The following is a 21,831-nucleotide window of genomic DNA, read 5'->3' as shown; positions in this document are numbered from 1 at the left end:
GCAATGCGGGTCAGTTAGACCGGGTAGGAGCGGCTTCAGCCGCGAAGCGACCGCCTGTTCACAACAGATGCAGTGAATTTACCGGCGCTTTCGCGGCTAAAGCCGCTCCCACCGCGCCACATGCCGCTTAAGCGAACGGTATTGGACTCAGCGGCAATACCGGCCTGCCAGCGCCCCCCTCGCGCCCTACAGGCGCCTGGTGGCCGGTTCGCAATCAGGCCTGGCGGCCAAACACTTCGTTCAGGTGCTGCTCGTAACGCTGCACGTCGGCTTCGATGTTCGGGCGTTTCATCACGTCCACCGCCAGGAAGGTCGGCAGCGGCTGCATGCCGAGGAACTGGTTGGCCTTGTGAAACGGGAAGTACACCGCATCCACGCCCTTGGCTTCGAAGAAATCGGTAGGGTCGTCGAACGCCTGCTGCGGGGCGTTCCAGGTCAGCGACAACATGTAGCGCTTGCCGTGCAACAGGCCGCCACTGCCGTATTTCTGCGAAGCGTCGGAGCGGGTGCGGCCATCGTTGGCGTACAGGCTGCCGTGGCCTTCGGTGAACACTTCGTCGATGTACTTCTTCACCGTCCAGGGTGCGCCCATCCACCAGCCGGGCATCTGCCAGACCACCACATCGGCCCAGAGGATCTTCTGCACTTCCTCGGCCACGTCGTAGCCGCCGTCGATGAAGGTTTCCTTCACATCGAAACCGGCGCGGTCCATGTGCGCCACGGCGGTTTCGTGCAGGGTGGCGTTGTAGCGGCCGTTGGAATGGGCGAAGGCTTTGCCGCCATTGATGAACAGGATCTTTTGCATGCTGGATAACCTCGGTCTGTCTGCCCGCCTGCGGGCGTCGATAAGCAATGGGGCGCAGAGTAGACAGCCGAACACGGCGGACCAAGAGGGGCGGCGGCAAATGACTTTTGAACAATAGTCACGAATAAGCGCTTGATTAGTGAATTACCATTCAAGGCTTTCCTGATCTGGAGATCACCATGAGCGAACCTGTCAGCTTCATCCTCCACGCCTACACCCGCCCGGAAAAATCCGCCGAATTCGAAGCGCTGTTCCGTGGTCACCTGGCTGCCAGCCGCCAGGAGCCGGGCTGTATCCAGTACCACATGCTGCGCGACCGGGAAGACCCGACCCTGTTCATCTTCTTCGAAACCTGGGCAAGCCAGGCCGACCTGGACGTGCACTCGGCGCTGCCGCATATGAAGGCGTTCTTCGAACAGCGCATGGACTACCTGACCCGCGACTTCGAATTTCGCTTCGTCAGCGCACTCAACCCTGCACCAGCAGATGCAGCCCCAACCCAGCCATACCGATGAAGAACACCCGCTTGAACAGCGCCGCGCTGATGCGCTGACGCAGCCACTGGCCGGCCAGCATGCCCAGCAGTGCGGGCAGCAGGGCCAGCCAGGACGCGCCCAGCTCGGCGCCACCCAGCGCGCCGTTGCCGGCCAGCCCGGCCGCCAGCGCCAGGGTCGAGACGCTGAACGACAGGCCCAGCGCCTGCACCAGTTGGTTACGCTCCAGGCCCAGGGCCTGCAGGTAAGGCACCGCCGGAATCACGAACACGCCGGTGGCCGAAGTCACCAGGCCGGTCAGTAAGCCACACAGCGGACCCAGCCAGTACTCGACACGCGCCGACACCCGCAGCGTCGGCATCGCCAGGCCGCTCAACGCATAGAGCAACAGTGCCGCTCCCAGTGCACGGGTCATCGCCGCGCCGCCGACATCCCCCAGCCACCAGGCACCGAGCAGGGTCCCCGCGGCAATCATCAGCAGCATCGGCCACAGGCGCTGCAACAGGGCTCGCAAGCCACCGCCGTTGGCCAGCTGCCAGATGTTGGTGACGGTAGACGGGATGATCAGCAGCGCCGCTGCCTGCGCCGGTGCCATGGCCAGGCCCAGCATGCCCATGGCCACGGTGGGCAGGCCCAGGCCGATCACCCCCTTGACCGTACCGGCCAGCAGGAAGGTGACGATCACCAGGGCACTCAAGCCCCAGCCCAGTTGCTGATAGAAATCGATGAGTGTGTTCATGGGGGTGAGCATGATCGAGTCGGCCGACATTGAAAATCTGCCATACACTCAGGCAGCCTTCGGCACAGACAGAGGCTGGCTCCCACTAGGTATCGACTGACCATGCATTTCGACCTCACCGACCTGCGGCTTTTCCTCAACATCCTGGAAACCGGCAATATCACCGCCGGCGCGCAGCGCAGCCACCTGTCGCTGGCTTCGGCCAGCGCCCGGGTGCGCGCCATGGAAGACTCGCTGCACAGCCCGTTGCTGCTGCGCGAACGGCGCGGGGTGATACCAACGCCAGCGGGCCAGGCACTGGGCCGGCATGCACGGCTGATCCTGCAGCAGGTCGAGCGCCTGCAGGACGACCTGGCCGACTACGCCCGAGGCTTCAAGGGTCAGGTGCGCCTGCTGTGCAACACCTCGACCCTCAGCGAGCACTTGCCCGAGCCACTGGCGGACTTTCTCGCCGAGCACCCGCATGTCGACATCGACCTGCAGGAGCAACCCAGCCTGCGCATTCTGCATGCGCTGCGCCACGGCAGCGCCGACCTGGGCATCATCACCGACGCGGTGGACGCCAGCGACCTGCAGACCCGCGCTTTTCGCGCCGACCCGCTGACCCTGCTGATTCCTCCAGGGCATCCGTTGCAGGCAAACGCCAGCCTTCGCTTCAGCCAGACCCTCGACCACGAGTTCGTTGCCCTGGCGGCCAGCAGCGCCCTGGGGATCTACCTGGAAGAGCAGGCCCTGCACAGCGGCAAGCGCCTGCGCATCCGCGTGCGCGCCGAGGGCTTCGATGGGGTGATGCGCATGGTCGCCCACGGCGCCGGGCTGGGCATCGTGCCGCAGGCGGCGGTGCAACGCTGGGCGGGAGCACGGACCTTCGAAGCCGTGCCTCTGGCGGATGCCTGGGCCAACCGCCAATTGCTGCTGTGCGCCAACGACTTCGCCGCCCTGCCCGGCTACGCCCGGCAACTGGTGGAGGCCCTGGCCGCTGCGGATCAACGCGCTGCCGGAGAATGACAGGTGCGAGCGGCTTTAGCCGCGAAAGCGCCAGGAAACTCACTGCATCTGTCGTGAACAGGCGGTCACTTCGCGGCTGAAGCCGCTTGTGTCTTTCGACAGGGTAAAGTCAGAGGTGAGAGGGGTGGATGGCAACTGTTAAGCCGCGGTGCCCTGGAGCACGTGTAGGAGCCCAACTGCCATCCACTCTTTTACTCTGACTCCAAGCTCGAACAGTTGACTGAGTCCGACCTCGAACAACAAGCGTGAGCCCGTTCAGAGTGACCTCTCGCCCTTAAGCCTAGAGGTTTTTCTTATGACCGCCTACGCCGGAATCGATGTCGCCAAAGATACCCTGCAGATTGCGCTGTATCCCCAGAGCAATAGCTTCTGCACCACCAACACCTCTGAAGGAATCCACCAGCTTATCCAATGGTTGAGTGATAACCGGGTCGAGCAGGTACTGGTTGAGGCCACAGGCGGCTATGAAAGGTTATCGGTCAAACTCCTGGCCAAGGCCAGATTCAAGGTCATGCGTATCAATCCGCTGCGTGCTCGCCAGTTCGCTCTGGCCATGGGCAAGCAAGCCAAAACCGACTCGATCGATGCGCAGATGCTGGCCATGTTCGCCCATGCCTTGCGAAAGAAAGAGTTTGTGGTGGCCGATGAAGCGCGCGATAAGTTGACCGAACTGGTGAACCAGCGTGACGCCTTCGTTCAGCAGCGTGATGACAACCGTCGCCGTATTCAACAAGCGCAAGAACCTGAAGTGCAGCAGGCCTATCGGGAGCTCAATGCCAAAATCCAAGAGATGATCAAGGCAGCAGACCGACGCATTGCTGCACAGACTCGACAGGTCGATGGGGCCTTGGTGGACCGCCTGCAAGCGATCAAAGGCATCGGCGCGGTGTCGATCTCCAGCCTGTTTTGCTATCTGCCCGAGCTGGGGGATCTGAGTCGTGGACAGGTGGCGGCCTTGGCAGGAGTGGCGCCTTACAACAACGACAGTGGGACTAAGCGCGGTAACCGGCACATTTACGGCGGACGCGCGAAGCTACGCCGTGCGATGTACATGAGTACCTTGGTGATGGTCCGTTACAACGAGGACTTCAAGAACCGATACGCTCAACTTCGCGCCCGAGGTAAGTGCGCGAAGGTGGCGCTGACGGCGTGCATGCGAGTCCTGCTGGTGAGGTTAAACGCCATGGTGCGAGATGGTGCACCATGGCGAGAGGGTGCAATTTGACCGTTGGTCGATCTTCGGTGAAAGACAGTTGGCTCCTACCCGGCCGCAAAACGCTTAATCGAACAGTATTGGCTTCAGCAGGGAGGGTGGCCTGCTGCTCAATAGCCAGGCGTGGCGTGGTTACTTCGGCTGACAAAAAACGCTAGTTCCAAGACGTTTCCTACAGTCGCTTCGCTTTATTTCGAGGGGTATTTCCGAGAGAATCCCGAGCGCTTGCGTGGGCCAATTTCGGACACTAGGCTGCGTTCGTCGCTGAAAACCCAGCGATCGGGTTTAGCAGCCCGGCGAGATACGTGCGACACGCAAGCAGCCTGTCATGGCGGCTTCGCGTGGGGCACCCTTGGGTGCGCCGGTCTTTCGCATGTTCTCCCGGTCTGCTAACCCGCGTCGAAGCCGCCACCCTTGCTCGTTTAGCAGCGGGCAGGCGGTGGCCCAACCGAGTAACTTGCGATGAAGAAGATAGTCCCCGATCCACCCAGCCTCGAAGACTCCCTGGTGCATGTCCTCAACGTGCTGCGCAGCGCCGCAGCCACCGCCTACGAATGCGCCGACGGCCTCAACGGCCAGCAGCGCGACCTGGCATTTTCCACCCACCACCTGATCGAGCTGGCGCAGTCGCTACTGAACCACACCCTCGATCGCCTGGACGCCTGACGCCCAGGCTGCCCGAAAGTCAGGCTCGCTGCCACACGCGTTCGGCCATACTCGCGAACATCCGCAGACCGAGCCTGTCTCAATTCTCCCGTTTCCCTGCCACAGGACGCCTCATGGACATTCCGGAAATCAAGCGCCGCCTGGCCAGACCCGCCACCCGATTCAGCGTCGGCGGCTTTCGCCCTACCTACGCGCGCGAGGAAAGCTGGTTGGGCCGGGTGTCGCTGTACCGCCCGGACGAAGGCCTGCCGGTGAACAAGGCGGGCAAGACCCTGCACCCCTATGCGCAGTTCTACCTGCCCGCCCTGCCCTGGGTCAGCCCGCTGCTCGACGGCGTGAAGGTGCTGACCCTGTTCGTCGCCTGGCCGTTTCCGCGCCCCGAAGAAGACATGGGCGAAAACTGGCTGATCCGCGAATACCGCGACCTCGACGAACTGGTGGAAAAGGACCTCTCGGCCCCGGATGCCTTCCTCAAGCCCTTCCCGCTCAGCGCCAGCCTGGTCGAGGAAGACTACCCGCTATGGGACGGCGGCGGCGTGCCGCGGGAGGTGGAAGACGCGGTACTGGCGCTGGAGCACGCCGGCACTATCAGTTGCTACTACGACCTCACCACCCACTGCTACGAGCACAAGATCGGCGGCTACCCGTCGTTCTGCCAGTCCGGCATCGAGCCGCTGGATGACTACGAGTTCGTCTTCCAGATTTCCACCGATGACAAGATCCAGCTCAACGTGGTGGACAACGGCAGCCTGATGTTCTGGAAGCACAAGACCACCGGCGACTGGTTCCTGTACTACGACTTCTACTGAGGCCGGCGCGCCAGCAGGTATTCCACCACTGCCTGTTGATCGCCGACGAACTCGATGCGTTCGGCCTTGCTGTCGCGCTGGTAGGCGTACATCGGGTCGTAGTACTCGCGCAGCAGGCCCTCGATCCAGGCCCGGTGCAGGTCCACCGCGCCGCTGCGCCGCTGCTCGTCGAGCGCCGCCTGCATCAGCGCCAGTAGACGCTGGTGGCGCTCGCCGCCCAGGCGCTTGCGAATGTTGTCCAGGCTCTGGCACAGGCGCTGGGCAAAGGCCTCGAAGCCTGTTTCGCCGTGCAGCGCGACGAACTCGGCGCACAGGTTGGTCACGTAGTCGCGCAGGATGCGCTCGACACGGCTGTCGAAGCGGTCCTCCAGCCACACCAGCGGGTACTGCTGCATACCCTGGTGCAGCTCCAGCGGCACGTTGCAGCTGCCGACGATGCGGCCCTCGTCTTCCAGCACGAACTGGCCGATGCCGGCGTGGCGCTTCTTGAGCAGGTCGATGGCCAGACGGTTCTCGAAGTCGATCTGGCTGGGCTGGCCGCTGGCGCGCTTGCCGAAGCTGGAACCGCGATGGTTGGCGTGGCCTTCCAGGTCGAGGTCGTTGGGCAGGTGCGCCAGCACGTCGGTCTTGCCGGTGCCGGTCATACCGCCCAGCACCACGAAATCGCACTCACGCACCGCCGCCTGCAGGGTGTCGATGAGGAAGGTACGCATGGCCTTGTAGCCGCCGGTCACTCGCGGGTAGTCGACCCCGGCGTCCTTGAGCCACTGCTGGACGATCTGCGAACGCAGGCCGCCTCGGAAGCAGTACAGATAGCCCTCGGGATGCGCCTCGGCGAATGCCGCCCAGGCGGCCAGGCGCTGTTCCTTGATGACGCCGCTGACCAGCCGATGGCCCAGCTCGATGGCCGCCTGCTGGCCCTGCTGCTTGTAGCAGGTGCCCACGCGCTGGCGCTCGCTGTCGGTCATCAGTGGCAGGTTGACCACGCCGGGGAACGCGCCCTTGGTGAATTCAACCGGGGCGCGGGTGTCCATCATCGGCAGGTCATTGAGGAACAGGCTTGCGTAATCACTGCAGTTGACTGCCATTACCGCACCTCGACCGCGTGACGCTGTCGCTCGCCCAGGGTGCCGATGGGCGCCAGGTGCAGGCCCAGCTCGGCGGCTACGGCGAGGAACTCGGCCTGGCCGGCCGGGCTGACCGCCACCAGCAGCCCGCCGCTGGTCTGTGGGTCGCAGAGCAAGTGCCGCTGTTCCTCGCTGAGCGCGGCGATGCGCTCGCCGTAGCTGTCGAAGTTGCGCTGCGTGCCGCCCGGCACACAGCCCTCGGCCAGGTAGTGCTCCACGCCCGGCAGGCGCGGCACGGCGGCGTAGTCGAGCTGCGCGGTCAGGCCGGCGCCGTCGGCCATCTCCACCAGGTGGCCGAGCAGACCGAAGCCGGTCACGTCGGTCATGGCGGTGACCCCGGCCAGCTTGCCAAAGCGGCTACCGGGCTTGTTCAAGGTGCACATCCAGTCGCGGGCCAGGCCCACATCCTGTTCGCGCAGCCTGGCCTTTTTCTCGGCGGTGGTGAGGATGCCGATGCCCAGCGGCTTGGTCAGGTACAGGGTATCGCCGACCTGGGCGGTGTCGTTACGCTTCATGTGCTGGCGATCGACCACGCCGGTCACCGCCAGGCCGAAAATCGGCTCCGGGGCGTCGATGGAATGCCCGCCGGCCAGCGGAATGCCGGCGGCATCGCACACCGCCCGGCCGCCACGAATCACTTCGCGAGCCACTTCAGGGGGCAGCAGGTTGACCGGCCAGCCGAGAATGGCGATGGCCATCAACGGGTCGCCGCCCATGGCATAGATGTCACTGATCGCATTGGTGGCGGCAATGCGCCCGAAGTCGAACGGGTCATCGACGATAGGCATGAAAAAATCGGTGGTCGAGACCACGCCGCGTTGTTCGTCGAGGGCATACACGGCGGCATCATCGCGCGAGGCGTTACCCACCCACAAGCGCGGGTCGAGGTTCTGCGCGCCGCTGCCGGCAAGGATCACCTCCAGCACCTTGGGCGAAATCTTGCAGCCGCAGCCGGCACCATGGCTGTATTGGGTCAGACGGATCGGCTCGTTCATCGCAAGGTTCTCGCACAGAGAGGAAACAGGGGGGCGAGTCTAGCAAAAGCCGCCAGGCACTGGCAGGAAGCTGCCAAGGGTCGGCACAGGGCCAGCCACTTCACCTATAATCGCGCCTCGTGCATTCATGCAGCACCGCTGCATCCACCGGAGACGTCACCCCATGTTCAAGCGCACCCTGGCGCTGGCCGCCGGCATCGCCCTGGCCTGTTCCGCCCTCACCAGCTTCGCCGCCGACACCTTGCGGGTCTCGGCCATCCCCGACGAAGCGCCTACCGAGCTGTTGCGCAAGTTCAAGCCTCTGGGGGCCTACCTGGAGCAGAAGCTGAACATGAAGGTCGAGTTCGTGCCGGTGGCCGACTACCCGGCGGTGGTCGAGGCGATGGCCACCGACCGCCTGGACCTGGCCTGGCTGGGCGGTTTCACCTTCGTGCAGCTCAACCTCAAGACCGGCAACGCCGTACCGCTGGTGCAGCGCGAACAGGACGCTCGCTTCACCAGCAAATTCATCACCAGCGACCCCAACGTGAAGTCGCTGGCCGACCTCAAGGGCAAGACCTTCGCCTTCGGCTCGATCTCCTCCACCTCCGGCAGCCTGATGCCGCGTTATTTCATGCTGCAGGAGCAGATCAAGCCGGAAACCTATTTCAGCCGCGTGGCCTACTCCGGTGCGCATGACGCCACCGCCGCCTGGGTGCAGGCCGGCAAGGTCGACGCCGGGGTGCTGAACGCCAGCGTGTGGGACAAGCTGGTGGCCAACGGCAAGGTCGACACCAACAAGGTGCACGTATTCGCCACCACCCCGACCTACTTCGACTACAACTGGACCGTGCGCGGCACCCTCGACCCGACCCTGGCCGCCAAGATCAAACAGGCCTTCCTCGACCTCGACCCGGCCAAGCCGGAAGACAAGGCCATTCTCGACCTGCAGGCCGCCAGCCGCTTCATCGAAACCCGCCCGGAGAACTACAAGAGCCTCGAAGAGGCCGCCCGCTCCGCCGACCTGCTGAAATGACCCTGCGCCTGTCCGCCGTCAGCCTGCGCCATGCCAATGGCACGCAGGCGCTGCGCGACATCGATCTGGTCATCGGGCGCGGCGAGCAGGTGGCGATCATCGGCCCGTCCGGTGCCGGCAAGTCCAGCCTGCTCAACCTGCTGGCCACCGCGCTGCAGCCCAGCCAGGGCCAGTTGCAGGTACTCGATACCGCCCCCTGGCAGCTGTCGCCGCGCTTGCGCCAGCGCCTGCGCGCGCACATCGGGCTGATTCACCAGAGCCCGCCCCTGCCGCCGCGCCAGCGCGTGGTCACCGCGGTGCTGGCCGGACGTCTGGGGCAATGGGGGCTGGCCAAGAGCCTGCTCAACCTGGTGCGCCCACTGGATATCCCCGGCGCACGCCGGGAACTGGCGCGCCTGGGCCTCGGCGAACGCCTCTTCGACCGCTGCCAGCAGCTGTCTGGCGGCCAGTTGCAGCGTGTCGGCATCGCCCGGGCGCTGTACCAGGCACCGCAACTGCTGCTGGCCGACGAGCCGGTGAGCGCCATGGACCCGCGCCTGGCCGAGCACACCCTCGGTCTGCTGGGCCGGCATGCCGCCGAGCAGCAGGTCACGCTGGTGGTCAGCCTGCATGCCGTGGACCTGGCCTTGGCGCACTTTCCCAGGATCATCGGCGTGCGCGAAGGCCGCGTGCTGTTCGACCTGCCGGCTGCGCAGGTCGACCGCCAGCGCCTCGACGCCCTGTATGCCAACGAGCAACTGGGCAGCGCCGCGCCTGCCGCCCCACAGCCCATCTGGGCACCGCGATGCTGAACACGCCGCACCGCGACCCTGCTGCGCTACCGCGCCTGTTGCTGACCCTGCTGGCGTTGCTGCTGATCTGGCCGGGCATCCGCCTGGCGGAGCTGAACCCGGCCGTGCTGCTGCAAGCGGACAACCTGCGCACCATGGGCGGCTTCGTCGGCGACTTCTGGCCGCCGGCTCACGACCGCGACTTTCTCACCCTGTTGCTCAATGCCACCTTGCAGACCCTGGCCATCGCTACCGCCGGGATGGCCCTCGCGCTACTGCTGGCAGTGCCGGCCAGCCTGTTGGCCAGCCGGGCCTTATCGCTTTCAGCCGCCGCCCAGGGTCGCCCACGAATGCGCGGGCAGTGGGTGCGCTGGCCGGTGCGCGGCCTGCTGATCTTCCTGCGCAGCGTGCCGGAAATCGTCTGGGCCCTGCTGTTCGTGCGCGGCGTCGGGCTGGGTCCGACTGCCGGGGTGCTGGCCATCGCCATCACCTATGCCGGCATGCTCGGCAAGGTCTACGCGGAAATCTACGAATCGGTCGAGCAACGCCCGGCCCAGGCGCTGATGCAGTCCGGGGCCGGACGGCTCAGTGCCTGGCTGTACGGCATTCTGCCCAACGCTGCCGCCGAGCTGACCTCCTACACGGTGTACCGCTGGGAATGCGCTGTACGCGCCTCGGTGGTGATGGGCTTCGTCGGGGCCGGCGGCTTGGGCCAGCAGATCGACGTATCGATGCGCATGTTCGCCGGGGCGGAAGTGGCCAGCATGCTGCTCACCTTCCTGCTTCTGGTCCTGCTCGCCGACCAGCTCAGCCGCGTGCTGCGCGGCAGGTTCACATGAGAGGCCCGGTCAATGGCCTGATCCTGCTGGCCGTGCTGCTGGCCGTGATGGCGTCATTCGCCTACCTGCAACTGGATCTGGGAGACGCGCACAGCCTGGGGCAGATGGGCAGCTATGCGCAGCGTTTCCTGCAGCCAGACTTCAGCGCGCCTCACCTGCAAGCCATCGGTCGCGGCATGCTGGAAACCCTGGCGATGTCCGCCCTCGGCACGCTGCTGGCGGCACTGGCCGGTCTGTTGTTGGCCATCCCGGCCGCCGGGCGCCTGGGCTGGCCCCTGCACGCCGCCAGCCGCCTGCTGCTCAATGCCCTGCGGGCGATTCCGGAACTGGTCTGGGCGGTGCTGATGGTCCTGGCTGCGGGTCTGGGGCCGAATGCCGGCACCCTGGCACTGGCGCTGCATACCACCGGCGTACTCGGTCGGCTGTTCGCCGAAGCACTGGAAAACACCCCACCGGCGCCCGCTGCGGCAATCCGCCTGCAAGGTGCCAGTGCCTGGCTGGCGTTCTGCTACGGCACGCTGCCCAACCTCTGGCCGCAGTTGCTGGCGTACACCCTGTACCGCTGGGAAAACAACATTCGCATGGCCAGTGTGCTGGGCTTCGTCGGCGCGGGCGGGCTGGGGCAGATGCTGTACGTCAGCCTCAGCCTGTTTCAGGAAGCCCGCGCTGCAACGGTGATCATCGCCATGCTCGGCCTGGTACTGGCGGTGGACGCCTTCAGCGCCTGGAGCCGCCAGCGCTGGCTGCGCCGCTGAGCGCTCAGCGCCGGCTCAGCGCCAGGCGCGCGGCGAACGCCATGAAGATCACCCCGGTGGTACGGTCCATCCAGCGGATCACCGCCGGGCGCCGCAGCACGCCGGCCAACGGCCGGGTGGCGCCGATCAGCGCCAGCGACCAGCTCAGCCCCAGCACCACATGAATGCCCACCAGGCCGAAGGTCCAGCTCACCAGCGGCGCGCCCTGGGGAATGAATTGCGGCAGGAACGACACGTAGAACACGCCGATCTTGGGATTCAGCAGGTTGCCCAGCAGCCCCTTGAGAAACCAGTTGGTGGTCTTGCCGCCCGCTTCAGCCGAAGCGGCGATCTGCGTGCGTGGCCGCAACAGCATGTTCAGCCCCAGCCAGCACAGGTAGGCCGCGCCGCAGTACTTGAGCAGGTTGTAGGCCAGCTCCGATACGGCCAGCAGCGCACCCAGGCCGAACGCCACCGCCGCGCCCCACAGCAGACACCCGGCATTGATGCCCAGCGCCGCCCGCAACGCCTGGGCACGCCCTTCCACCGCGGCGGTGCGCAGCACCAGCGCAGTGTCCAGGCCAGGCGTGACGGTCAGTAGAGTAGCGGCAAGGGTGAAAGCGAGCAGGTTATCGGCAATGGACATGCAAAACGTCTCGGCGGGAGGGAAGTGGCGGGGAGATTAACATGCCCCAGGTCGCTGACAGCACCTGGCCTCTTAGGGCCAGCCGCCAGCCCTACAACCCGCCAGTCGCCTGCACCCCGAAGCCCGCCGCAGTCAGCAGCGACAACGGCAACAGCAGGGTGTCGAGCAAGGCGCTGGCCGGCAGGTCCAGCGCCGGGTAGCGCGGCGCTTCGGCGCCGAAGTGGTCGGCCGGGCAACAACCCCCCTGCAGCGCATAGAGGTCCAGCCGAGTGCCGGCGTAGACCACCGGTGCGCCCGGCTGGGCCGCGTTCAAGGTGCCGACCGTGGCACAGCCGCCCAGGTTGAGCAGCAGTACCAGCAGCAGCCCGCGCTTATTCATCGCTGACCATATGGTGCTCGCCCCAGCGCGGCAGCATGTCCTGCGGGATGTTGAGCAGGTTGAGGATGCGCGCCACCACGAAGTCGACCAGGTCGTCGATGGTCTGCGGCTGGTGGTAGAAGCCTGGCGAGGCCGGCAGAATCACCGCGCCCATGTTCGACAGCTTGAGCATGTTCTCCAGGTGGATGCTGGAGTACGGCGCCTCGCGCGGCACCAGGATCAACTGCCGACGTTCCTTGAGGGTCACGTCGGCGGCGCGTTCGATCAGGTTGTTGCAGGCGCCGCTGGCGATGGCCGAGAGGCTGCCGGTGGAACAGGGCACCACCACCATGGCACCGGGTGCGCCGGAGCCGGAGGCCACCGGCGACATCCAGTCGTCACGCCCATACACACGAATCTGCCCGGCTTCGGCACCGGTGTACTCGGTGAGGAAGGTCTGCATCATCGCCGGCTTGGGCGGCAGGCGCACGTCGGTCTCGGTGGCCATGACCAGTTGCGCCGCCTTGGAGATCAGGAAGTGCACTTCGCGGTCTTCACGCACCAGGCAGTCGAGCAGGCGCAAGGCGTATTGCGCCCCGGAGGCGCCGGTCACCGCCAGAGTGATGCGCTCCGGGCCGCTCATTGCAGTGCCTCGGCCAGCTTGCCGTGCAGGCCGCCGAAGCCGCCATTGCTCATGATCACTACATGGGTGCCGGGCTGGGCCTGGCTCTTGACCCGCGCGATGATCGCCTCCAGCGAGTCACAGACCACCGCTGGCACCGGGCATTGCGCCGCCGTGGCGCCGAGGTCCCAGCCAAGGTTCGGCGGCGCGTACCACACCACCTGGTCGGCCTGCTGCACGCTTTCGGGCAGGCCGTCACGGTGGGCGCCGAGCTTCATGGAGTTGGAGCGCGGCTCGATGACCGCGATGATCGGGGCATCACCGACCTTCTTGCGCAGCCCGTCGAGGGTGGTGGCGATGGCCGTGGGGTGATGGGCGAAGTCGTCATAAAGGGTGATGCCCTGTACTTCGGCGACCACTTCCATGCGCCGCTTGACGCTCTTGAACGCGCTCAGCGCCTGCACGCCCTGGGCCGGCAGCACACCCACATGGCGTGCGGCAGCCAGGGTCGCCAGGGCGTTGGCGACGTTGTGCTGGCCGGTCAGCGCCCATTCCACGGTGCCTTGCACCTCGCCGTCGAACAGCACTTCGAAGCGCGAGCCGTCGTCACGCAGCAGCCGCGCCTGCCACTGGCCGCCTTCACCGGTGGTCTGCACCGGGGTCCAGCAGCCCATGTCCAGCACGCGCTGCAGGGCGGTCTCGGTGGTCGGGTGAATCACCAGGCCTTCGCTGGGGATGGTACGCACCAGGTGATGGAACTGCCGCTCGATGGCCGCCAGGTCGGGAAAAATGTCGGCGTGGTCGAATTCGAGGTTGTTGAGGATGGCCGTGCGCGGACGGTAGTGGACGAACTTCGAGCGTTTGTCGAAGAACGCGCTGTCGTACTCGTCGGCCTCGACCACGAAGAACGGTGTGCCGCCCAGACGCGCCGACACGGTGAAGTTCTGCGGAATGCCACCGATCAGGAAGCCCGGCGCCATGCCGGCGTGCTCCAGCACCCAGGCCAGCATGCTGCTGGTGGTGGTCTTGCCGTGGGTGCCGGCCACTGCCAGGACCCAGCGGCCTTGCAGCACGTGGTCGGCCAGCCACTGCGGACCGGACACATAAGGCAGGCCACGGTTGAGCACGTGCTCCACCGCCGGGTTGCCACGCGACAGGGCGTTGCCGATCACCACCAGGTCCGGAGCCGGGTCCAGCTGCGCCGGGTCGTAGCCCTGGGTCAGTTCGATGCCCTGCGCCTGCAACTGGGTGCTCATCGGTGGATAGACATTGGCGTCGGAACCGGTCACCCGATGCCCCAGCTCCTTGGCGAGGACCGCCAGCGAGCCCATGAACGTGCCGCAGATACCAAGAATATGAATATGCATGACCACCTCTTAAATCATCCGCGCAGGGTAGCCCACACACGCTGAAACCGCACCCGGTGTTTGTCGGCACGTTCGACCGGTTCTACGCCTAAAGTTCAGCTCACCCGGCACGCCTTTATGGCCTACGCTTGGGGACTGATTGACTGAAACCCACAATAAGAACCCGCTCAGGAGGCAACACCATGCGTTACGCTCATCCCGGTACCGAAGGCGCCATCGTCAGCTTCAAGGAGCGCTATGGTAACTACATCGGCGGCGAGTTCGTGCCGCCGGTCAAGGGTCAGTACTTCACCACCACTTCGCCGGTGAACGGCAAGCCGATCGCCGAGTTCCCCCGCTCCACGGCCGAAGACGTCGACAAGGCCCTGGATGCCGCCCACGCCGCTGCCGAGGACTGGGGCAAGACCAGCGCCCAGGCCCGCGCCCTGGTGCTGCTGAAGATCGCCGACCGCATCGAAGCCAACCTGGAAACCCTGGCCCTCACCGAGACCTGGGACAACGGCAAGGCGATTCGTGAAACCTTGAATGCCGACATTCCGCTGGCCGCCGACCACTTCCGTTATTTCGCCGGTGCCCTGCGCGCCCAGGAAGGCAGCGCCGCCGAGATCGACGCCGGCACCGTGGCCTATCACATCCACGAGCCACTGGGCGTGGTCGGGCAGATCATCCCGTGGAACTTCCCGATCCTCATGGCCGCCTGGAAGCTCGCCCCGGCCCTGGCCGCCGGCAACGCCATCGTGCTCAAGCCCGCCGAACAGACCCCGCTGGGCATTACCGTACTGGTCGAACTGATCGGCGACCTGCTGCCGCCCGGCGTGCTGAACATCGTCCAGGGCTTCGGCCGCGAGGCCGGTGAGGCCCTGGCCAGTAGCAAACGCATCGCCAAGATCGCCTTCACCGGCTCTACGCCGGTGGGCTCGCACATCATGAAACTGGCCGCCGAGAACATCATCCCCAGCACCGTGGAGCTGGGCGGCAAGAGCCCGAACATCTTCTTCGAAGACATCATGAACGCCGAGCCGGCGTTCATCGAAAAGGCCGCCGAGGGCCTGGTGCTGGCGTTCTTCAACCAGGGTGAGGTATGCACCTGCCCGTCCCGCGCCCTGGTGCAGGAATCCATCTACCCGCAGTTCATGCAGGCGGTGATGAAGAAGATCCAGCAGATCAAGCGCGGCGACCCGCTGGACACCGACACCATGGTCGGCGCCCAGGCTTCGCAGCAGCAGTTCGACAAGATCCTTTCGTACCTCGACATCGCCCAGGAAGAAGGCGCCGAGCTGCTCACCGGCGGCAAGGTGGAAGCCCTGCAAGGCGACCTGGCGACCGGCTACTACATCCAGCCGACGCTGCTTAAAGGCCACAACAAGATGCGCGTGTTCCAGGAAGAGATCTTCGGCCCGGTCGTGAGCATCACCACCTTCAAGGACGAAGCCGAAGCCCTGGCCATCGCCAACGACACCGAGTTCGGCCTGGGCGCCGGGGTGTGGACCCGTGACATCAACCGCGCCTGGCGCATGGGGCGCGGCATCAAGGCCGGTCGCGTGTGGACCAACTGCTACCACCTGTACCCGGCGCACGCGGCGTTCGGCGGCTACAAGAAGTCCGGCGTGGGCCGTGAAACCCACAAGATGATGCTCGACCACTACCAGCAGACCAAGAACCTGCTGGTGAGCTACGACATCAACCCGCTGGGCTTCTTCTAAACGCCGGCGCCGCCTGCAGGACCGGTTTGAGCCGGGAATGAAGCCGTTCGCGGCTCAAGCCGATCCTGCAGCATGCCCCCCGGCCACACACTTATCGCTGCGGGGGCATTTCGCCCGGCGCCTCGCCCCGGTTACCAGGGTCTCCTATCATCAATCCCAGCTTTAGATTGCGCTTTCTAAACCGGGGCCGCAGCATCGGCCCTGTCTGTGCGCACCAGCCCATACTGAAGTTGAGGCCCAACCATGCGGATCATCAAAGCCACGCTCGACCATCTGGACCAGCTCACGCCGCTGTTCGTCAAATATCGCGAGTTCTACGGCGAACTGCCTTACCCGGACTCTTCGCGGGACTTCCTGGAAAAACGCCTGCGCCGCGACGAGTCGGTCATCTACCTGGCGGTATCGGACGACGATGAAGGCCGCCTGCTCGGTTTCTGCCAGCTGTACCCCAGCTTCTCTTCGCTGTCGCTCAAGCGCGTGTGGATCCTCAATGACATCTACGTCGCCGAAGACGCCCGCCGTCAGCTGGTCGCCGACCACCTGATGAAACACGCCAAGAAGATGGCCAAGGAGACCCAGGCCGTGCGCATGCGGGTGTCGACCAGCATCAGCAACGAGGTCGCCCAGAAAGTCTACGAGTCCATCGGCTTCAAGGAAGACAGCCAGTTCAAGAACTACGTCCTGCCCATCAGCGAAAGCTGACAGCCTACAGGCTGTGGCGGCGCCTGCCCGCTGTCGCAGCCTGCCCTGCGCTTTGCATCAATCTGTAACCTGTCGCCACACCTGCTCGCACCCGCTGGCTCAGTTCTGGCTCTATAATGCCGCGCGTCTGTCTTTGATCGCGTCTTGGGTTTTGTACGAAAAGTCGGCGAGCGAAGGCCAGGCAAGGCCAGAACAGGCGAGGAACGGTCGGAGTCGCGGGCAACTTTACTGCAGTAAATGAGCATTCCGACCGGTTTTTCAACGCAGCATGGCCGAGCGCAGACACATTTCATACAAAACCTAGAGATCGGCTGTAAAACCATGCTGACAGTTCAGGTACCTCAATGGATTTCAACCCGTTCGACCTCATTCTGCACCTCGATGCCTACCTGGAAGTACTGGTAGCCAACTACGGCGTCTGGATCTACGCGATCCTCTTCGCGGTAATCTTCTGCGAAACGGGGCTGGTGATCTTCCCCTTCCTGCCCGGCGACTCGCTGCTGTTCATCGCCGGCGCGGTGGCTGCCGGTGGCGGCATGGACCCGGTGCTGCTGGGGGGGCTGCTGATGCTCGCGGCGATCATGGGTGACAGCACCAATTACGTGATCGGCCGAACCATGGGCGAGAAGCTGTTCACCAACCCGAACTCGAAAGTCTTCCGCCGCGACTACCTGGCCAAGACCCACCTGTTCTACGAGCGGCATGGCGGCAAGACCGTGACCATGGCGCGTTTCCTGCCGATCTTCCGTACCTTCGCGCCCTTCGTCGCCGGTATCGCGCACATGCCCTATCTGCGCTTCTTCGGTTTCAGCGTGCTGGGCTCGGTGGTCTGGGTCGGCAGCCTGGTGACCCTGGGCTACTACTTCGGCAACGTGCCGTTCATCAAGAAACACCTGACCCTCGGCGTGCTGGTGATCATCCTGCTGTCGCTGCTGCCGATGATCATCGGCCTGCTGCGCACCCGCTTCACGCGCTCGGCGGACGCCCGCTGAGCGATGGGGTGGTTCGCCAACTGGCGTCGGCAACGCACCCTGCGCCGCAACCCGGTACCCGACGGCCTCTGGCAGCGGGTGCTGGAACGCCTGCCGCTGCTCGATGGGCTGGATGATGCGCAACTGGCCTGGCTGCGCGACGCCAGCGTGCTGTTCCTGCAGGCCAAGCACCTGACCACCCTGCCCGGCGTGGTGCTGGATGACGAGCAGCGCCTGCTGCTGGCCGCCCAGGCGCAGTTGCCGTTGCTGGCCCTTGGCGACCTGGACTGGTACCGCGGTTTCCATGAGCTGGTGATCTACCCCGACGACTTCCTCAGCCCGCAGCGCTACCGCGATGCCAGCGGCGTGGAGCATCAGTATGATGCCGAGCACAGCGGCGAAGCCTGGTACCAGGGCCCGGTGATCCTTGCCTGGGCCGGCGTGGAAGCCGGCGGCGGCTGGGAAGCCTACAACCTGGTGATCCACGAGCTGGCGCACAAGCTCGACATGCTCAACGGCGACGCCAACGGCCTGCCGCCGCTGCACCGCGACATGCGCGTCAGCGATTGGGCCAGCGCCATGCAGGGCGCCTTCGACGACATGAACCGCCAGCTCGATGCCGACCCCGACGCCGAAACCGCCATCGACCCCTACGCTGCGGAAAACCCGGCGGAGTTCTTCGCCGTCACCAGCGAGTATTTCTTCACCGCACCGGACCTGCTGCACCAGGCCTACCCGGCGGTCTACGCGCAGTTGCAGCTGTTCTACCGCCAGGACCCACTGGCCCGCCTGCTCCACCTGCAGGCCCACCACCCGGCCTACCAGCCAGAGGCTGCCAGCTGACATCAGCGGCAACACTGGTGAGCTGGACGCACGGCGGCTAACGCCAATACGGGTCAGTCAGGCCGGGTAGGAGCGGCTTTAGCCGCGAAGCGACCGCCTGTTCACAACAGATGCAGTGAATTTCCTGACGCTTTCGCGGCTAAAGCCGCTCCCACCGAGCCCCATAACGACTAACTGACCAGTATCGCGGCTAACGCAGGCCAAGCAGACTGAACGGCCACCGCGACGGCACATTCGCAGCTTTCCGAGGTCTATTCGCGACCAAGGGCGCTCACTGCCCCGGTAAACCATGACGCCTGCACGCACCGCCTGGCGCCTGCAGGCCCGCGCATGGCAACGCCAAGCGAATATGCCTATAATCCGGGCCACTTTTTGGCGGTGAGCGCCAAACTCTGTCTGTTCAACCACGGGGACATTGTCCAATGAGCTACAGCAAGATTCCGGCTGGCAAAGACGTGCCAAACGACATCTACGTCGCGATCGAGATCCCGGCCAACCACGCGCCGATCAAATACGAAATCGACAAGGACTCCGACACCCTGTTCGTTGACCGTTTCATGGCCACCCCGATGTTCTACCCGGCCAACTACGGTTTCATCCCCAACACCCTGGCTGACGACGGCGACCCGCTGGACGTGCTGGTGGTCACCCCTTACCCAGTCGCGCCAGGCTCGGTCATCCGTGCCCGTCCGGTCGGCATCCTGCACATGACCGACGACGGCGGTGGCGATGCCAAGGTGATCGCGGTGCCTCACGACAAGCTGAGCCAGCTGTACGTCGACGTGAAGGAATACACCGACCTGCCAGCCCTGCTGCTGGAGCAGATCAAGCACTTCTTCGAGAACTACAAGGATCTCGAGAAAGGCAAGTGGGTCAAGATCGAAGGCTGGGGCAACGCAGACGCCGCCCGCGCCGAGATCAAGAAGTCGGTCGAGGCCTTCAAGGGCTGATCGCGCTTCATCCTGCCAAGCGCCCGCCTGGGCGCTTCGGCATCCCGCCCGAGGCCGTTCGGCCTGTTTAAAAATGTGTTTATCCCCCGCCCCGGTTAAACACACCGCACGGCCAACCGCAGGCGGCGCGCAGCCCCTCCGCGCTTCATGCCCTTCCTGAAAATGCAGGAAAACGCCTACAAAAACCACCCATCACTCACCAACCTCGCTAAACACCAGCGACTGGAAATGGCGCACATTTGAACGCATCGTTCATTTAAACGCCGCGCAGCCCCTCGTACACTCGGCGCCCATGAATACATCAGGTGATCGACTACGTACCCTCCTGCGCGAGTGTCATCTCTCCGCAACCGACTTCGCCGCCAACCGCAAGGTCACGCCCCAGCACGTGAACAACTGGTTCAAACGCGGTATTCCCATGGCGCGCCTCGAAGAGGTCGCCGAACTGCTCAGCGTCACGCCGCGCTGGCTGCGCACCGGCGAAGGCCCCAAGCACCCCAACGATGCCGTGGGCGAGCGCACCTCAGGCCAGGCCTCGCAGGCCGGCACGGGTGACTACCCGGACGTGGAAATCCAAGTGTTCAAGGAAGCGCAGGACGGCCACAACGCGTTGCAGGAAGTACCGGGCCGCAAGATCCGCCTGCCGCGCCAGGTGCTGGAAGAGATGAACATCGAACCGGAAGACGCGATCTGCCTGACCATGAAGGGCAACAGCATGGCCGAGCGCCTGCAGAACGGCTCGCTGCTGGGCATCGACCGCCGCACCACCCAGGTCATCGATGGCGAGATGTACGCCCTGGAACACGGCGGCCTGCTGCGCATTCGCTACCTGTACCGCCTGCCCAACGGCGGCCTGCGCCTGCGCAGCCACAATGGTCATGAGTACCCGGATGAATCGTTCAGCGCCGAACAGATCCACCAGCAATCAATACGTGTGCTGGGCTGGGTGTTCTGGTGGTCGACCCTCAACCAGCGCAAGACCCCGCCCGTGCTGCGCTGAATCGATGGATCTCGGCCTGTTGCAAAGCATTTCAAGGCTGGGCATCGGCGCTCAATCCCGGTATCCTGTGCGCCACTTCAGGCCGCGACGCCCCGCGCCACGGCCCTCGGCAGGGTCCACACGACCCCGCCGGATTCCAGACTGGCATTCCTTGCGAATGCACCTTTTGCAGGCGGTTACGGCTTACCAAAAATAAGTCAGAATCGTCGACGAGAAGCCGGCCACAAGCCGGCTTTTTAATTGTCCGAAATTCAGGCTGCAAAGCGCGGTCGAGCCAAGCGACACCTCCAACGAATTGGACAATGACTCACTCCTCGCCTGGTTCAGACCCAATACTGTTCCCTCAAGCGGCATGTGACCCGGTGGGAGCGGCTTTAGCCGCGAAAGCGCCAGGAAATTCACTGCATCTGTTGTGAACAGGCGGCCGCCTCGCGGCTGAAGCCGCTCTTACCGGCCGCAAAGCGCTTAATCGAACTGTATAGGGTTGAGGCCACACAAGACGCAGGCGCTGAATAGTTCATATCTGGATTCAGCTATAGCGTTTCGAGCCGGACTTATCCTTCGAGCGTCAGACTAGTCAGATCAAATAATGGCGATCAGTGACGCGCTTATCGCTGGCATTACAAATGCGACTCAAAACGGTAAAGTGTTGCCGCCCGCGAATTGGATCCGGGTCTCAACTTTAAGGAGCCGTCTTTGAAATACCTCAGCAAAACCATCCTGTCTGCGACCTGTGCTCTGATCTTGGCCGGCTGCACCGGCACCCCCATGAAAACTCAGCAGTACGAAAGCAATCAATACACCGTCATTGGTCATAGCGAAGCGAAAGCTACCGGTTTGATGCTATTTGGCCTGATCCCGATTCGTCAGAACGATCGGTTTGTTCGCGCGCAAAACGCTGCGATTCAGGCGAAGGGTGGCGACGCGCTGATTAATACCCAAGTTCAAGAAAAGTGGTTCTGGGCATGGGTTCTGAACGGCTACACGACGACTGTTTCCGGTGACGTTATCAAGCTGAAAAACGCTCAATAACTTAGCGATCAGAAGCCCGATCCAAGTGGCTGGCACGTACGGTAGAGAACTACCTGCCGGCTACTCGGCAACACTGCGGCTAGGGTTGACGAGTTCGTGTAAGGCCGTCCTGAACGACGGCCTACATGCGAGTGGTAAAGACTCTAAGCCACGCTTTGTGCAGGCATTTCGATGGACGTGGTGACGCTCTGCGCCACTGGCTCAGCTTATCGGCCCAGCGATTCCTTGTAGTGCCCAGCCCGTACAATCCTCTAGATCGGGCTACTCGCCCTCCTTACCCATCCCGCCTCTCCTCCCAGCCCGCATCTCGCATATCCCCAAAACGAATAAAAAACAAAGAAAAAGATATTTTGAGAAATATCTGGCAGCGGTCATTCTCAGCGCACCAGACAACTGGAAATCCCATTTTCAAACCAGCCTTTG

At 64.2% G+C, this 21,831-nt stretch carries 24 protein-coding genes; 16 read left to right on the top strand and 8 right to left on the bottom strand.

All coding sequences use genetic code 11. The annotated features are described in order from the left end of the window. Positions 1-214: 214 nt before the first annotated feature. A complete protein-coding gene (locus RRX38_RS19575) occupies positions 215-805 on the bottom strand; it encodes an NAD(P)H-dependent oxidoreductase (protein WP_315960338.1) in 591 nt (196 codons plus the stop codon). A gap of 179 nt (positions 806-984) precedes the next feature. Between RRX38_RS19575 and RRX38_RS19570 the strand changes: the two genes are divergently transcribed. Continuing rightward, positions 985-1,320 carry a putative quinol monooxygenase gene (locus tag RRX38_RS19570; protein WP_295476519.1) on the top strand — a complete coding sequence of 112 codons (336 nt, stop codon included), beginning with the start codon at positions 985-987 and terminating at the stop codon, positions 1,318-1,320. Here the strand turns inward: RRX38_RS19570 and RRX38_RS19565 are convergent. Beyond that, a complete protein-coding gene (locus RRX38_RS19565; protein ID WP_295476520.1) occupies positions 1,274-2,038 on the bottom strand; it encodes a sulfite exporter TauE/SafE family protein in 765 nt (254 codons plus the stop codon). The two genes, RRX38_RS19570 and RRX38_RS19565, sit on opposite strands and share 47 nt — an antisense overlap. A 102-nt stretch (positions 2,039-2,140) precedes the next feature. On the opposite strand from RRX38_RS19565, the gene RRX38_RS19560 reads away from it, so the two are divergent. The 4 genes from RRX38_RS19560 (at position 2,141) to RRX38_RS19545 (ending at position 5,734) form a co-directional block, all read left to right on the top strand. Beyond that, the gene (locus tag RRX38_RS19560; protein WP_315960336.1) at positions 2,141-3,046 is read left to right on the top strand and encodes a LysR substrate-binding domain-containing protein; all 906 of its coding nucleotides are present in this window, start codon (positions 2,141-2,143) and stop codon (positions 3,044-3,046) included. Between the two features lie 295 nt (positions 3,047-3,341). Next, positions 3,342-4,271, top strand: coding sequence for an IS110 family transposase (locus RRX38_RS19555; RefSeq protein WP_315959592.1), 930 nt, complete (start codon positions 3,342-3,344; stop codon positions 4,269-4,271). 450 nt (positions 4,272-4,721) lie between these two features. Then, positions 4,722-4,925: a DUF6124 family protein gene (locus tag RRX38_RS19550; RefSeq protein WP_315960335.1), complete on the top strand. Its 204-nt coding sequence runs from the start codon at positions 4,722-4,724 to the stop codon at positions 4,923-4,925. 113 nt (positions 4,926-5,038) lie between these two features. Then, positions 5,039-5,734: a DUF1963 domain-containing protein gene (locus RRX38_RS19545; protein ID WP_315960334.1), complete on the top strand. Its 696-nt coding sequence runs from the start codon at positions 5,039-5,041 to the stop codon at positions 5,732-5,734. Here RRX38_RS19545 and mnmH read toward each other — a convergent pair. Then, the gene (gene mnmH / locus RRX38_RS19540) at positions 5,728-6,822 is read right to left on the bottom strand and encodes a tRNA 2-selenouridine(34) synthase MnmH (protein WP_315960333.1); all 1,095 of its coding nucleotides are present in this window, start codon (positions 6,820-6,822) and stop codon (positions 5,728-5,730) included. The genes RRX38_RS19545 and mnmH overlap by 7 nt on opposite strands. After that, a complete protein-coding gene (gene selD / locus RRX38_RS19535) occupies positions 6,822-7,856 on the bottom strand; it encodes a selenide, water dikinase SelD (protein ID WP_295476525.1) in 1,035 nt (344 codons plus the stop codon). The genes mnmH and selD overlap by 1 nt, the downstream gene beginning before the upstream one ends. Before the next feature lie 163 nt (positions 7,857-8,019). Here selD and RRX38_RS19530 point away from each other — a divergent pair, with 163 nt between their 5' ends. From RRX38_RS19530 to phnE, 4 genes are read left to right on the top strand one after another with little or no spacing between them, the layout of a single operon-like run. After that, on the top strand, positions 8,020-8,871 hold the full coding sequence (locus RRX38_RS19530) for a putative selenate ABC transporter substrate-binding protein (RefSeq protein WP_315960332.1): 852 nt from the start codon (positions 8,020-8,022) through the stop codon (positions 8,869-8,871). After that, positions 8,868-9,662 (top strand): phosphonate ABC transporter ATP-binding protein, encoded by a 795-nt coding sequence (locus RRX38_RS19525; protein WP_315960331.1) that lies wholly within the window; start codon positions 8,868-8,870, stop codon positions 9,660-9,662. Before RRX38_RS19530 ends, RRX38_RS19525 begins: the two co-directional genes overlap by 4 nt. Further along, positions 9,656-10,480, top strand: a complete 825-nt coding sequence (locus RRX38_RS19520; RefSeq protein WP_315960330.1) for a PhnE/PtxC family ABC transporter permease — start codon at positions 9,656-9,658, stop codon at positions 10,478-10,480. The genes RRX38_RS19525 and RRX38_RS19520 overlap by 7 nt, the downstream gene beginning before the upstream one ends. Then, positions 10,477-11,235: a phosphonate ABC transporter, permease protein PhnE gene (phnE, locus tag RRX38_RS19515; RefSeq protein WP_315960329.1), complete on the top strand. Its 759-nt coding sequence runs from the start codon at positions 10,477-10,479 to the stop codon at positions 11,233-11,235. Before RRX38_RS19520 ends, phnE begins: the two co-directional genes overlap by 4 nt. Before the next feature lie 4 nt (positions 11,236-11,239). Here the strand turns inward: phnE and RRX38_RS19510 are convergent, their stop codons facing one another. From RRX38_RS19510 to mpl, 4 genes are all read right to left on the bottom strand, one after another. Next, positions 11,240-11,860 (bottom strand): LysE family translocator, encoded by a 621-nt coding sequence (locus RRX38_RS19510; protein ID WP_295476530.1) that lies wholly within the window; start codon positions 11,858-11,860, stop codon positions 11,240-11,242. Between the two features lie 91 nt (positions 11,861-11,951). After that, positions 11,952-12,239, bottom strand: a complete 288-nt coding sequence (locus RRX38_RS19505; RefSeq protein ID WP_315960328.1) for a YceK/YidQ family lipoprotein — start codon at positions 12,237-12,239, stop codon at positions 11,952-11,954. Then, positions 12,232-12,861, bottom strand: a complete 630-nt coding sequence (ubiX, locus tag RRX38_RS19500; RefSeq protein ID WP_295476531.1) for a flavin prenyltransferase UbiX — start codon at positions 12,859-12,861, stop codon at positions 12,232-12,234. Before ubiX ends, RRX38_RS19505 begins: the two co-directional genes overlap by 8 nt. Further along, a complete protein-coding gene (gene mpl / locus RRX38_RS19495; RefSeq protein WP_315960327.1) occupies positions 12,858-14,207 on the bottom strand; it encodes a UDP-N-acetylmuramate:L-alanyl-gamma-D-glutamyl-meso-diaminopimelate ligase in 1,350 nt (449 codons plus the stop codon). Before mpl ends, ubiX begins: the two co-directional genes overlap by 4 nt. A 182-nt stretch (positions 14,208-14,389) precedes the next feature. Between mpl and RRX38_RS19490 the strand changes: the two genes are divergently transcribed. The 7 genes from RRX38_RS19490 (at position 14,390) to RRX38_RS19460 (ending at position 21,408) form a co-directional block, all read left to right on the top strand. Further along, positions 14,390-15,910 carry an aldehyde dehydrogenase family protein gene (locus RRX38_RS19490; protein ID WP_315960326.1) on the top strand — a complete coding sequence of 507 codons (1,521 nt, stop codon included), beginning with the start codon at positions 14,390-14,392 and terminating at the stop codon, positions 15,908-15,910. A gap of 243 nt (positions 15,911-16,153) precedes the next feature. Next, positions 16,154-16,612 carry a GNAT family N-acetyltransferase gene (locus tag RRX38_RS19485; RefSeq protein WP_295476534.1) on the top strand — a complete coding sequence of 153 codons (459 nt, stop codon included), beginning with the start codon at positions 16,154-16,156 and terminating at the stop codon, positions 16,610-16,612. Positions 16,613-16,956: 344 nt separating this feature from the next. Continuing rightward, positions 16,957-17,604: a DedA family protein gene (locus tag RRX38_RS19480; protein ID WP_295476535.1), complete on the top strand. Its 648-nt coding sequence runs from the start codon at positions 16,957-16,959 to the stop codon at positions 17,602-17,604. A gap of 3 nt (positions 17,605-17,607) precedes the next feature. After that, entirely contained in the window at positions 17,608-18,426 is an 819-nt protein-coding gene (locus RRX38_RS19475) for a zinc-dependent peptidase (RefSeq protein ID WP_315960325.1), read from the top strand. 422 nt (positions 18,427-18,848) lie between these two features. Beyond that, a complete protein-coding gene (gene ppa, locus RRX38_RS19470) occupies positions 18,849-19,376 on the top strand; it encodes an inorganic diphosphatase (RefSeq protein ID WP_295476537.1) in 528 nt (175 codons plus the stop codon). Between the two features lie 292 nt (positions 19,377-19,668). Beyond that, positions 19,669-20,376 carry a helix-turn-helix transcriptional regulator gene (locus RRX38_RS19465; RefSeq protein ID WP_315960324.1) on the top strand — a complete coding sequence of 236 codons (708 nt, stop codon included), beginning with the start codon at positions 19,669-19,671 and terminating at the stop codon, positions 20,374-20,376. Between the two features lie 696 nt (positions 20,377-21,072). After that, positions 21,073-21,408, top strand: coding sequence for a hypothetical protein (locus RRX38_RS19460; protein WP_295476539.1), 336 nt, complete (start codon positions 21,073-21,075; stop codon positions 21,406-21,408). Positions 21,409-21,831 lie beyond the last annotated feature (423 nt).

This window comes from Pseudomonas sp. DTU_2021_1001937_2_SI_NGA_ILE_001 (assembly GCF_032463525.1).
Taxonomy (GTDB): domain Bacteria; phylum Pseudomonadota; class Gammaproteobacteria; order Pseudomonadales; family Pseudomonadaceae; genus Aquipseudomonas.
The sequence above is the reverse complement of the archived record's forward strand: the minus strand, read 5'-3'. Positions and strand labels throughout refer to the sequence as shown.